Genomic DNA, 12,455 nt, shown 5'->3' with positions numbered 1-12,455 from the left:
CGGCCATGCATCCGGCCTTTCAGGGACTTTTCACGATCATTATCGGCGTTGGCGGCTGTGTCGGCTATTTCTACTTTGCCAATCAGTTCCTCGACAAAGTGCTCTACCCTGCCAAGGGGGAGAATGCGGGGCGCAATATCAACCGCGCCAATCAGATCCGGCCCTGGATCTTCCTGTTCCCAGCTTTGTTCGTGCTGGCCCTCTATCTCGGCTACCCGGTGGTCGAGACCCTGCGGCTCTCTCTGCTCGAAAGGGTACCCGGCGGCGGCTACAACTGGGTCGGGCTCGACAATTACGCCCAGATGGCCTCGGAGCCGAAATTCTGGGAAGCCATGCGGAACAACATGTTCTGGCTCATCGTGGTGCCCGCGCTCTCGACCGCTTTCGGTCTGATCGCAGCGCAGCTCACGGACCGGATCAAATGGGGCAACATCGCCAAATCGATCATCTTCATGCCCATGGCGATCAGCTTTGTCGGCGCCTCGGTGATCTGGAAGCTGGTCTATGATGGTCGCCCGATCGAGCAGGAGCAGATCGGCATCCTCAATGCGATGATCGTGGGCCTCGGGGGCGATCCCGTGACCTTCCTGACGATCCCGTTCTGGAACAACTTCTTCCTGATGATCGTGCTCGTGTGGGTGCAGACCGGGTTTGCCATGGTGATCCTCTCGGCGGCCTTGCGCGGCATCCCCGAAGAGACCATCGAGGCCGCGATCATCGACGGCGCCTCGCCCTGGCAGATCTTCTTCAAGATCAAGGTGCCGCAGATCATGCCCACGGTGGTGGTGGTCTGGACGACGATCACGCTCGTGGTGCTCAAGGTCTTCGACATCGTGTTTGCGATGACCAACGGGCAATGGGAGACGCAGGTTCTCGCCAATTACATGTTCGACAAGCTGTTCCGCGCCAACGATTGGGGCGTGGGCTCGGCCAGCGCGATGGTGATCATGCTTCTGGTGACGCCGATCCTGATCTGGAACATCCATAGCGCGCGCAAGGAAATGCGCTGAGGCGCGGGGGGGGATTATGGACAATATCGCTGGAACCAAATCCTCGCTCACCTGGGCCGTGCATATCTCGGTCGTGGCCCTCGTGGTGCTGTGGCTCTTGCCGACCTTCGGCCTTTTCGTGTCGTCCTTCCGGACCGTGGAACAGATCTCGTCGAGCGGCTGGTGGAAATCCATGTTCGCGTCGGAGCAGAACATCACTCTGCGCGCAGCGGATCCGGATGATTTCCGGGTCCAGCAGGGGGATCTCTATGTGGTGGAGGGCAACCTCTTTGCCGATGAAGGCATCACCGATGCGGTGATCAGCGTCTGGGGCACGTCGAGCCGCAACATCGCCGCCTATACGGCGGGCGATACGGCAGATCTGGGCGAGGGCGAGACCATCACCGTGCAATCGGATGGCGCTTATGTCTGGTCGGGCAATGATGACCAGATGGGCGGGCGCGGGCAGCGGGTCTTTGTGACCGCGACCACGCCGCCGGAATTCACACTCGACAACTATCACAACATGCTTCTGGACCCGAGCAACTCCGAGGGCATGGCGCGGGCCTTCTTCAACACGCTGACGGTGACGATCCCGGCGACGATCATCCCGATCCTCGTGGCGGCCTTCGCGGCCTATGCCCTGGCCTGGATGGAGTTTCCGGGACGCGCGCTCCTGATTGCGATCATCGTGGGGCTCTTGGTGGTGCCGCTGCAACTGGCGCTCATCCCGCTCCTGACCCTGCACAACAATATCGGGATCGGGAAAGGCTATCTGGGGACATGGCTCGCCCATACAGGCTTTGGCATGCCGCTGGCGATCTATCTCTTGCGGAACTACATGGTGGGCCTGCCACGGGACATCATCGAAAACGCCAAGGTGGACGGGGCCACGGATTTCCAGATCTTCACCAAGATCGTTCTGCCGCTGAGCTTCCCGGCGCTGGCCTCCTTCGCGATCTTCCAGTTCCTCTGGACCTGGAATGACCTTCTGGTGGCCAAGGTGTTCCTGATCGACGCCACGGGCCAGACCACGGTCATGACCAACCAGATCGTCGAGCTTCTGGGCACCAGAGGCGGCAATTGGGAGATCCTCGCGACAGCGGCCTTCGTGTCGATTGCGGTCCCGCTTCTGGTCTTCTTCTCCATGCAACGTTTCCTCGTGCGCGGCCTCCTCGCCGGCTCGGTCAAGTAAGGAACAACTCTCGATGAATGCAGTGGCACAAATGCGCGCGGCCAAGGGCCTTGCCGCCGACGCCGACTGGTGGCGCGGGGCGGTCATCTATCAGATCTATCCGCGCAGTTTTCAGGACAGCAATGGCGACGGGATCGGGGACCTTCTCGGCATCGTCGAGCGGATGCCCTATATCGCCTCGCTCGGGGTGGATGCGATCTGGATCAGCCCGTTCTTCACCTCGCCGATGAAGGATTTCGGCTATGATGTGAGCGATTACTGCGATGTGGATCCGATGTTCGGCACCCTCGCGGATTTCGATGCGCTGATCGAGACGGCCCATATCTATGGGCTGCGGGTCATGATCGACTTGGTGCTGAGCCATACCAGCGACCAGCATCCCTGGTTCGCCGAGAGCCGCGCGAGCCGCGACAATGACAAGGCCGATTGGTATGTCTGGGCCGATCCCAAGCCCGATGGCACGCCCCCGAACAACTGGCTGTCGATCTTTGGCGGCTCGGGCTGGCAATGGGATGCCCGGCGCTGCCAGTATTACCTGCACAACTTCCTGACTTCGCAGCCGGACCTGAACTTCCACTGCCGGGCGGTGCAGGATGCGCTCTTGGATGTGGGCCGGTTCTGGCTGGATCGCGGGGTGGACGGGTTCCGCCTCGACACAATCAACTTCTACACACATGACGCAGAGCTGCGAGACAACCCGCCGCTGCCCCCCGAGGATCGCAATGACACGATCGCGCCCGCGGTGAACCCCTATAACCACCAGCGTCACCTCTATTCCAAGAACCAGCCGGAGAACCTCGAGTTCCTTGCCCGGTTCCGCGGGATGATGGAGGAGTATCCCGCCATCGCCGCCGTGGGCGAGGTGGGCGATGCGCAATACGGGCTGGAGATTCTGGGCCAGTACACCGCCGGAGAGACCGGCGTGCATATGTGCTACGCCTTCGAGTTCCTGTCGAAAGAGGCGCTCACCGCCACGCGTGTCTCCGAGGTGCTGACCAAGGTCGCCGATGTTGCCGCAGACGGTTGGGCCTGCTGGGCATTTTCCAACCATGACGTTATGCGCCATGTGACCCGTTGGGACCTGACCCCGGGGGCGCAGCGTGGGATCCTGACCCTGCTCATGTGCCTACGCGGCTCGGTTTGCCTTTATCAGGGCGAAGAGCTCGGTCTGCCCGAGGCGGATGTGGCCTTTGACGATCTGCAGGACCCTTACGGCATCGAATTCTGGCCTGAGTTCAAGGGCCGCGACGGTTGCCGCACGCCGATGGTCTGGCAGTCTGACAATCAGACGGGCGGCTTCTCGGCTGCGCGGCCCTGGCTGCCGGTCTCGTCCGAGCATCTGAACATGGCCGTCTCCGCGCAGGAGCAGGCGCCGGACGCGGTTCTGCACCATTACCGCAAGGCGCTCGCTTTCCGCCGCAATCACAAGGTCTTTGCCAAGGGCACGCTGTCCGGGCTGAAGGCCGAGGGCGATGTGCTGAGCTTTGTGCGCGAGGGGGCCGGTGAGACGGTGTTTTACGCTCTGAACATGAGCGACACGCCCGGCGTGGTCGATCTGCCTGCGGGCAATTGGACCCAGATCGGAGCGGAGCTGAATTCCGCGGGCACCAGCCCGGATGGACGCGTGCATCTGGGGCCCTGGCAGCCCTGCATCGCGTTGAAGACAGCATAATCCAGCGCGGCTGAGATTTGAGAGGGAGGGGAGAATGGCAGATTTGAAGCTGACGGGCGTCGCCAAGGCTTATGGGGACGTCAAGGTTCTGAGCGACATCAATCTGGACGTGCAGCAGGGCGAATTGATCGTCTTTGTCGGGCCCTCGGGCTGCGGAAAGTCGACGCTTTTGCGGATGATCGCCGGTCTGGAGAAGATCACCGGCGGCACGCTGGAGATCGACAACACGGTGGTCAATGACGTGCCTCCGGCCCAGCGGGGCATCGCCATGGTGTTCCAGTCCTATGCGCTCTACCCGCATATGACCGTGCGCGAGAACATGTCCTTTGCTCTCAAGATCGCGAAGATGCCTCAGGAGGAGATTGACCGCGCGGTGGAGGCCGCTGCCGAGAAGTTGCAGCTGGGCCAGTATCTCGACCGCCTGCCTAAGGCGCTCTCCGGTGGGCAGCGTCAGCGGGTCGCCATTGGCCGCTCGATTGTACGGGACCCCAAGGTCTATCTCTTTGACGAGCCGCTCTCGAACCTCGATGCTGCCCTGCGTGTGGCCACACGGCTCGAGATCGCGCAGCTCAAGGAGGCCATGCCCGAGAGCACGATGATCTATGTGACCCATGACCAGGTGGAGGCGATGACGCTCGCGTCTCGCATCGTGGTGCTGGCCGGAGGCGGGATCGCGCAGGTGGGCTCGCCGCTGGAGCTCTATGAGAAGCCCGAAAACGAGTTCGTGGCCCAGTTCATCGGCAGCCCCAAGATGAACCTGCTTCCGGGCAAGATCACCGGGACCGGCGATCAGACTACCGTCGAGATGGCGGGCGGCGGTGTGGCCGTCTCCCACTACCCCTCCGATGCGAGCCTGATGGGCGCATCGGTGAATGTGGGCGTGCGGCCCGAGGATATGGTCGAGGCCACGGACAGCTATCTCTTTGAAGGCAAGGTCGCGATCACCGAGGCGCTTGGCGAGGTTACGCTGCTCTATTTCGAGGCGCCCGCGGGGCAGGAGGCGAGCATCGCCAAGTTGCAAGGCATCCATAAGGACCTGAAGGGGCAGGTGACGCGCATGACCGCGGATCCAACCAAGGTGCATGTGTTCAAGGACGGGGTCTCGCTGCTCTATCCCGACGGGCATCATGTGACCTTCGCGCCCCATTGATCGGGTTGGCCCGGCGCGGGCGGGGCCGTTCGATTTGTGCAGGATCGTCCCGCCATGGTGCGGTTGCTGCCCCATTCCTGCCATAGCGGATCCTCAGGCTCGCGCCCATCTGGTGTGAGGCGAGGATCCCGGCATGAAAAAGGTAACCATGGCGCTGGTCTGTACGGCGCTGGCTGTGAGCGGCTGTGCGACGCCGCCCGAAAAGGTGCAGCGGAGCTTCATCTCCCCCAATGTCTATGCGAGCTATAGCTGTCACGCGCTGACCGCCGAACGGACGGCGATCGAGGGCCATGTGCAGGAGCTGACGGCCCATCAGCGCAGCAAGGCCAATACGGATACGGCAGTGATGACCGTGGGGCTTGTGCTCTTCTGGCCCGCGCTCTTTGCGCTCTCGGCGGGGCGGGATTACGAGGCGGATTTGTCGGTAGCGAAGGGCAAGCATGATGCTGTTCTGGAGGCGGGGCAGGCCAAGGGTTGCTTCACGCCCTATTCCGGTCAGACGGAGCTGCCGCCGACCCTGATGCAGCGCCTGCCGGCGCGTACGGGGGGCTTCCCGCCGCTCTGACTTTTCTGGGGCGGTTATCCAAAGGAAAAGCCCCGCTTTCGCGGGGCTTTGTTTTTACCCTTCAGGGGGCGTTGCCCCCACCGCGCCTGGAGGGCGCGGTTCCCCCGGCCCAGCGGCGCGGTCAGAGCAGGCTGGGCAGCCAGAGCACAATGCCCGGGAAGGCGATGAGCACCGCGACCGTGATCACGTCCGCCACAAAGAAGGGGGAGGCGCCGCGGAACACGTCCTGGACCGAGATCGGCAGTTTGTTGTCCTGGGCGACCCCGGCCACCACGAAGCAATTGAGGCCAATGGGCGGCGTGATCAAACAGAGCTCCGCCATTTTCACCACGATGATCCCGAACCAGATTGCGCATTCCTCCGCGGTCATGCCGAGGGCTGCGGCCTCGCGGGTCACGTCCGGCCCGCCATTCAGGGCAATCACCGCCGGGAAGGTCACCGGCAGGGTCAGGATCAGCATCCCGATCGCGTCCATGAACATGCCGAGGATCACATAAGCGCCGAGGATCATCAGAAGGATCAGATAGGGTGATTGGTCGAGCGATCCGATCCAGTCGGCGAAGGTCTCGGGCAGTTTCGCGAAGCCGAGAAAGCGCACATAGATCAGCACGCCCCAGATCATGGCGAAAATCATCACCGTGAGCTTGGCGGCCTCCATCAGCGCGCCCTTGAGCTGTCCCCAGCGCAGGCCTTGCCAGAGCGCCATGAGGAGGACGACGAAGGCGCCGAGCGCTCCGGCTTCGGTGGGTGTCGCCCAGCCGAAATAGATCGAGTAGACGATGATGAAAACGACAAAGAGGATCGGCAGCGCGCCGGGCAGGGCCGAGAAGCGTTCGCCCCAGGTGAAGCCGCTGACCGGGGGGCCGAGATCCTTGCGGTAGCGCGCGAGACCGATGACCAGACCCGCATAGATCATCGCCGAGACCGCGCCGGGCAGGAAACCGGCAAGCAGGAGCTTGCCCACGGATTGCTCCACGATGATGGCGTAGATCACAAGGATCGCCGAGGGCGGGATTAGGGAAGCGAGCGTGCCACCGGCGGCGACGACGCCCGCGGCGAAGCGCTTGTCATAGCCGATCTTCAGCATCTCCGGGATCGCGATGCGGGCAAAAACGGCTGAGGTGGCCACAGAGGCGCCGGAGACCGCCGCGAAGCCCGCGGTGGCGAAGACCGTCGCGACGCCCAGACCTCCGGGGAGCCAGCCGACCCAGCGTTTGGCCGCCTCAAAAAGGAAACGCGTCAGACCTGCATAATAGGCAAGATACCCGATCAGGATGAAAGTCGGGATCAAAGACAGGCTGTAGGTCGTTGATTTTGAGTGTGGAACTTGTCCCGCGAGTTTCATCGCGGTTACGAGGCCACGGTCAAACCCCTGCTTCTCCATGAAGAAAATGCAGAGGCCAATGAACCCGATAAAGGCGGTGGCGAAGGCGACGCGCACCCCGATCAACACCAGAACAACCAGAAGCCCGCTCAGCCACAGAGATACGTTGAAGATATCAATGCCGTCGAGCAGCTCTTTCATGTCAATGAGGTTATCCATCGACGGTTTTCGCTTCTTTATTGGCTTGCGTGAAGGCGTCTTCGATCAGGGGGACGGCGACGGGGTAGCGCTCATTCCGGCGGAACGCCCGCGCGAAGCCCCAGATTTGCAGAACCAACCGGCACCAGAGCAGCGCCAGCGAGATCGGCACTAGCAGTTTGGCGGGCCAGAGCGGTAAGGCGATGTCGATGGAGCTGTCCCGGCTCCAGAGCGGGGCGGCGAAATCGAAGCTGCGCTCGAAATGGAACCAGGTGCCATAGATCAGCGCTGTGGTGAGAAGCAGCATGAAGATGCAGGATAAACACTCCGCAAACCAAAGGGTTCGCCCGCGAAGTTGACCCACCACGATATCCATGCGGATATGCCCGCCCTCGCGCTGACAGAAGGCCAGGCCGAGAAAGGCGAAGGTGGCCATGAACTGCTCGGTCCAGTCCACATAGCCGGGCACCGGCGCGCCAAAGAACTTGCGTCCGAGCACGTTATAGACGGCGAGCACCACCAGCGCGAAGATCACGATCCCGCCCAGCAGGTTCATGACGGATTCCAGCCGCAACAGCGTGCGATCCGCACGGGACAGGCCGGTTTCGTCGGTTAAGACGGAACTTGAAGACATGGGGGCAACTTTCGAAAAAGGCTCCGGAAATCCCGGAGCCTTTCAGGTCAGATGGAGGTCAGTTGGACATCCGCTTCTTCTCGAGTGTGCTCAGCACCAGATCATAGAGCTCCTGTCCCGGAATGCCCTGATCGGTCATGGTCTGGATCCACTCCTGATGGAGCGGCAGCGCCACTTCGCGGAACTTGGCGATTTCGGCCTCATCCACGGTGATCTTCTGGACCTCTTTCTCGGCCAGAACCTCTTCCCACTTGTTCAGAAGCTCGCCGTAATTGGCCAGATAGTGATCAATCGCCCCGGCCACGGAGTCGTCGAGGATCGCGCGATGCTCATCGCTCAGGTCCGCATAGGCGTCCGTATTGACCACCACCGGGCAGTTCACGGTGCCGGGGTTCAGGTTCTCAGTCCACCAATCGGCGATATCGATGGTGCGGAAGGACAGGTGTGCGTGCTGTGCGAAGGCCACCGTGTCGACCACGCCGGATTCCATGGCGTTATAGGCCTCGGATGAGGTTACCGAGGTTGGCACTGCGCCGACCTTTTCAAAGGCCTGACCGAGGCCGCCCGTGGCGCGCACCCGCATGCCGTCGAAATCTGCCAGCTTATCTCGTGCGTTTCCGGTGCCGGCAATGTTGTATTGCGGCATGGGCGACGTCATCAGCAGCTTGGCGTTCCAGCGGCCGAGATCGGCTTGCACCGCCGGGTGGTCATAGACCGCATGGCTGACTGCGACCTCCTCGTCGAGGTTCGCCACCCCGAGGAAGGGCAGTTCCAGCACGGTGATGGTCGGGTTCTTGTCCCGGTGATAGCCCGCGCAGAACTGCGCCATCTCGAAGGCGCCGATGGAGATCCCGTCCAGGTTCTCGCGGTTCTTCGACAGGCCGCCATAGCTGATATTCATGGTGAACTCGCCGCCGGACTTCTCTTCGACCAACTCGGCAAGCTTGTGAATATGCTCGGTAAAGGCGCGGCGCGTACCCCAGACGGACACGTTCCACTCGGTTGCCAGAGCCTCGCCCACAAAGGTCAGCGACAGCCCCGCGATCACGGTGCTTTTCAAAAGCGTTTTCATGTTTTCTCTCCCTGGGTGCAAATCTAAGGTTTGCTGGCACAGACCGTAGCCGTCCGAGCGGCGAGGTCCAACACAAAATGCCGGGAGGGGATATGGCGGCGCCAGAGAATGGGTTGAAGGCGGCATTGTTGCGGGGCGAGACGCAAATCGGGCTCTGGCTCGGCTTTGGCTCGCCGACTGTGGCGGAACTCGCAGCGGGCTGCGGGTTTGACTGGTGTCTGGTGGATGGGGAGCATTCGCCCAATGATCCCGGAGACATGATCGCGCAGTTCCGCGCCTTGGCCAGTGGCGGGAATAGCCACGCCATCGCCCGGGTGCCCGTGGGGGAGGAATGGGTGCTCAAGCGCGTCCTCGATCTCGGTGTGCAGACGGTGATGGTTCCCATGGTCGAAAGTGCCGCGCAGGCCCGGCAGGTGGCCGAGGCCATGCGCTATCCCCCTGACGGCGTGCGCGGCAATGGGGCGGCGCTGGCCCGCGCCTCGGGGTATTCGCTGACGCCGGACTATGTGCAGACTGCCAATGCGCAGATCTGCACCATCGCCCAGATCGAGAGCCGGGCTGCCGTGGCCGCGATCCCCGAGATTGCCGCCGTGGAGGGGATCGATGTGCTCTTCATCGGTCCCGCCGATCTTGCGGCGGATATGGGCTATACGGGCCAGTCTGGCGTGCCGGAGGTCGAGGCGGTGATGGAAGAGGCGTTGGCCGCGATCGCGGCGGCGGGCAAAGTGCCCGGGATCCTCTCCTTCGATCCGGAAGGTGTGGCCCGATATGCAGCCCTTGGTGCACGCTTCATTGGGGTCGGCGCGGATGTAACGTCGCTCGCCGGGGCGTTGCGCAGCCTCTCGGCCGAAACCCGCGCGCTTTTGCCCAAAGCCTGAGCGCCCGGGACGCGCGCGCCCTGCGACAGGGCGCGCCCCTTGTCCCCCGGGCCGATCCATGCGAGGGGGACGTGCCTAACGAAGCCCCCGACAGGAGTGTGTGATGGAGATTCGCGAGGCCCTCACTTTCGACGATGTGCTGCTGGTACCCGGCGCCAGCTCCGTGCTGCCCTCAGAGGCGGACACGCGCACCCAGGTGACCAAGTCCATTGCCCTGAACATTCCGCTGCTGAGCTCGGCCATGGATACGGTGACCGAGGCCCGCATGGCGATCGCCATGGCGCAGGTGGGCGGCATGGGGGTGCTGCACCGGAACCTCAGCGTGGATGAACAGCAGAGCCAGGTCCGTCAGGTCAAACGTTTTGAGTCCGGCGTGGTCTATAACCCCGTGACGCTGCGCCCGGATCAGACGCTTGCCGATGCCAAGGCGCTGATGGAGCGTTACAAGATCACCGGTTTCCCCGTGGTGGATGACGCCCGGCGTGTGCTGGGGATCGTCACAAACCGGGACATGCGCTTTGCCAGCGATGACAACACGCCGGTCTCGGTGATGATGACGTCTGACAATCTGGCAATCCTGCGCGAGCCTGCGGATCTGGCCGAGGCCAAATCGCTGATGCATGCCCGCCGGATCGAGAAGCTCTTGGTGCTCGACGGCGACGGCAAGCTCACCGGGCTTCTGACCATCAAGGATATCGAGCAGGCGGTGCTGAACCCTAATGCCTGCAAGGATGAGCTGGGACGTCTGCGCGTGGCGGCCGCCACGACCGTGGGCGATGCCGGGTTTGAGCGCTCGCAGGCGCTGGTCGAAGCGGGCGTGGATCTGATCATCATCGACACGGCGCACGGCCATTCTGCGGGCGTGGCCAAGGCGGTGGAGCGGGCCAAGACCCTGTCGAACTCCGTGCAGGTGGTGGCTGGCAATGTGGCCACGGGCGAGGCGACCCGCGCTCTGATCGACGCGGGCGCGGATGCAGTGAAGGTCGGGATCGGCCCGGGCTCGATCTGCACAACGCGGATCGTCGCCGGGGTCGGCGTGCCGCAGCTCACCGCGATCATGGATTGCGCCAAGGCCGCCGAGGCTTCGGGCACGCCGGTCATCGCCGATGGCGGCATCAAGTTCTCCGGCGATTTCGCCAAGGCGATTGCGGCGGGCGCCCATTGCGCGATGGTCGGCAGCATGATCGCCGGCACCGATGAGAGCCCAGGCGAGGTGATCCTTTATCAGGGGCGGTCCTTCAAATCCTATCGCGGGATGGGGTCGCTCGGCGCCATGGCGCGGGGGTCGGCGGATCGCTACTTCCAGAAGGACGCGGCCTCCGACAAGCTCGTACCCGAAGGGATCGAGGGGCAGGTGCCTTACAAGGGCTCTGCCGGTGCGGTCGTGCATCAGCTGGTCGGAGGTCTGCGCGCGGCCATGGGCTACACAGGCGCCGCCACCGTGGCCGAGATGCGGACCCAGGCGCAGTTCGTGCGGATCACGGGCTCGGGCCTCAAGGAAAGCCATGTCCATGATGTGCAGATCACCCGGGAAAGCCCGAACTACCGGATGGGCTAGGCCATGACGCCTGCGGCTCGGGTTGCGGCGGCGATTGAAGTGCTGGACGCGGTGCTGGACGGCCAGCCCGCTGAACAGGCGCTGAGCCAATGGGGCCGCGCGCACCGGTTCGCGGGGTCCAAGGATCGCGCAGCCTTGCGCGATCTGGTCTTTGATGCGCTGCGGAGACGGCGCAGCTACGCGGCGATGGGCGGGGGGCTCACCGGGCGCGGGTTGATGATCGGACACGCGCTTGGATCAGGGACCTTGGACACCGTATTTACCGGTGAAGGCTATGCGCCCGCCGCTTTGACGGAGGACGAGAGCGCGCTGCTGTTGGCCCCCGAGGCTCTCACCCGGGCCGTGGCGCTGGATATGCCGGATTGGATCCTGGCCGCGCTGGAGGATGGACATGGCGCCGGGGCTGAGGAGATCTGCGCCGCGCTCCGGACACGCGCGCCGCTCGATTTGCGCGTGAATGTGCGCAAATCGGATGCGGCAGACGCGAAGACGGCGCTTGCCAAGGACGGGATCACAGCCGTCCCTGTGCCCGATGTGGATGGTGCGCTGCGGGTGACCGAGGGCGCGCGCCGGGTCGCGCAAAGCGCTGCGTACAAGGCTGGTCTGGTTGAGATTCAGGATGCGGCCTCCCAGACCGCTGTGCTGGCCGCGCCACTCCCTGCGTCCGGGCGTGTGCTGGACTATTGCGCCGGTGGCGGCGGCAAGGCGCTGGCCTTGGCTGCGCGTACCGAGGCGCAGGTTTTTGTCCATGATATTGCGCCCGCGCGCATGAAAGACATCCCCGCCCGTGCCGCGCGCGCAGGCGTCACGCTGCCCCATTGGCAGGACGGGCAGGGCGGGTTTGATCTGGTCTTTTGCGATGCTCCCTGCAGCGGTAGCGGCACTTGGCGCCGTACACCCGAAGCGAAATGGGCGCTGACCCCGGCGCGTCTCGCCGACTATGTCGCAGCGCAGCGGGATGTCCTGCGCGCCGCCCTGCCGCTGGTCCGTGCCGGCGGTGTTCTGGTCTATGCGACTTGCTCGGTTCTGCCCGCAGAAAATGCAGAGCAGCTGGCCTGGATGGCTGAGGCGATGCCCCAAGCGCGGCTCAGAACTCAGCATCAACTGTTGCCCAACGCGCCCGGAGATGGGTTTTTCTACGCCATATTTGATGTTTGAATCGTGGTGTAAACAACCAAAGGTTGAAACTGTTTCGGTGTTAAGCCAAGCTTAAGTCCACG

The 12,455-nt window shown here is 63.3% G+C and carries 11 protein-coding genes; 8 read left to right on the top strand and 3 right to left on the bottom strand.

The window, feature by feature from the left end; genetic code table 11:
* The first annotated feature begins 5 nt into the window (after nucleotides 1-5).
* The 5 genes from ACP153_RS07100 (at nucleotide 6) to ACP153_RS07080 (ending at nucleotide 5,571) form a co-directional block, all read left to right on the top strand.
* Nucleotides 6-1,010, top strand: coding sequence for a carbohydrate ABC transporter permease (locus ACP153_RS07100; RefSeq protein ID WP_424970282.1), 1,005 nt, complete (start codon nucleotides 6-8; stop codon nucleotides 1,008-1,010).
* Nucleotides 1,011-1,026: 16 nt separating this feature from the next.
* Nucleotides 1,027-2,184 (top strand): carbohydrate ABC transporter permease, encoded by a 1,158-nt coding sequence (locus ACP153_RS07095; RefSeq protein ID WP_424970281.1) that lies wholly within the window; start codon nucleotides 1,027-1,029, stop codon nucleotides 2,182-2,184.
* A 13-nt stretch (nucleotides 2,185-2,197) separates the two neighbouring features.
* Nucleotides 2,198-3,856, top strand: a complete 1,659-nt coding sequence (locus ACP153_RS07090; protein WP_424970280.1) for an alpha-amylase family glycosyl hydrolase — start codon at nucleotides 2,198-2,200, stop codon at nucleotides 3,854-3,856.
* Between the two features lie 34 nt (nucleotides 3,857-3,890).
* A complete protein-coding gene (locus ACP153_RS07085) occupies nucleotides 3,891-5,006 on the top strand; it encodes an ABC transporter ATP-binding protein (protein ID WP_424970279.1) in 1,116 nt (371 codons plus the stop codon).
* 133 nt (nucleotides 5,007-5,139) lie between these two features.
* Nucleotides 5,140-5,571 carry a hypothetical protein gene (locus ACP153_RS07080; protein WP_424970278.1) on the top strand — a complete coding sequence of 144 codons (432 nt, stop codon included), beginning with the start codon at nucleotides 5,140-5,142 and terminating at the stop codon, nucleotides 5,569-5,571.
* 121 nt (nucleotides 5,572-5,692) lie between these two features.
* On the opposite strand, the gene ACP153_RS07075 is transcribed toward ACP153_RS07080, so the two are convergent.
* Genes ACP153_RS07075 through ACP153_RS07065 form a run of 3 tightly spaced genes read right to left on the bottom strand, consistent with a single transcriptional unit; the run spans nucleotide 5,693 to nucleotide 8,799 of the window.
* Nucleotides 5,693-7,075 (bottom strand): TRAP transporter large permease, encoded by a 1,383-nt coding sequence (locus tag ACP153_RS07075; RefSeq protein ID WP_424970762.1) that lies wholly within the window; start codon nucleotides 7,073-7,075, stop codon nucleotides 5,693-5,695.
* 31 nt (nucleotides 7,076-7,106) lie between these two features.
* Nucleotides 7,107-7,727 (bottom strand): TRAP transporter small permease subunit, encoded by a 621-nt coding sequence (locus ACP153_RS07070; protein WP_424970277.1) that lies wholly within the window; start codon nucleotides 7,725-7,727, stop codon nucleotides 7,107-7,109.
* Between the two features lie 58 nt (nucleotides 7,728-7,785).
* Nucleotides 7,786-8,799, bottom strand: a complete 1,014-nt coding sequence (locus ACP153_RS07065) for a C4-dicarboxylate TRAP transporter substrate-binding protein (protein ID WP_424970276.1) — start codon at nucleotides 8,797-8,799, stop codon at nucleotides 7,786-7,788.
* Nucleotides 8,800-8,891: 92 nt separating this feature from the next.
* Between ACP153_RS07065 and ACP153_RS07060 the strand changes: the two genes are divergently transcribed.
* From ACP153_RS07060 to ACP153_RS07050, 3 genes are all read left to right on the top strand, one after another.
* Nucleotides 8,892-9,677: an HpcH/HpaI aldolase family protein gene (locus ACP153_RS07060; RefSeq protein ID WP_424970275.1), complete on the top strand. Its 786-nt coding sequence runs from the start codon at nucleotides 8,892-8,894 to the stop codon at nucleotides 9,675-9,677.
* Nucleotides 9,678-9,780: 103 nt separating this feature from the next.
* Nucleotides 9,781-11,235: an IMP dehydrogenase gene (guaB, locus tag ACP153_RS07055; RefSeq protein ID WP_424970274.1), complete on the top strand. Its 1,455-nt coding sequence runs from the start codon at nucleotides 9,781-9,783 to the stop codon at nucleotides 11,233-11,235.
* A 3-nt stretch (nucleotides 11,236-11,238) separates the two neighbouring features.
* Complete coding sequence (locus tag ACP153_RS07050) at nucleotides 11,239-12,393, top strand: RsmB/NOP family class I SAM-dependent RNA methyltransferase (protein WP_424970273.1); 1,155 nt, start codon at nucleotides 11,239-11,241, stop codon at nucleotides 12,391-12,393.
* Nucleotides 12,394-12,455 lie beyond the last annotated feature (62 nt).

The sequence above is a fragment of the Dinoroseobacter sp. S76 genome (assembly GCF_049801095.1).
Classification (GTDB): Bacteria; Pseudomonadota; Alphaproteobacteria; order Rhodobacterales; family Rhodobacteraceae; genus Dinoroseobacter.
This window is presented reverse-complemented; position numbering and strand designations above follow the sequence as displayed.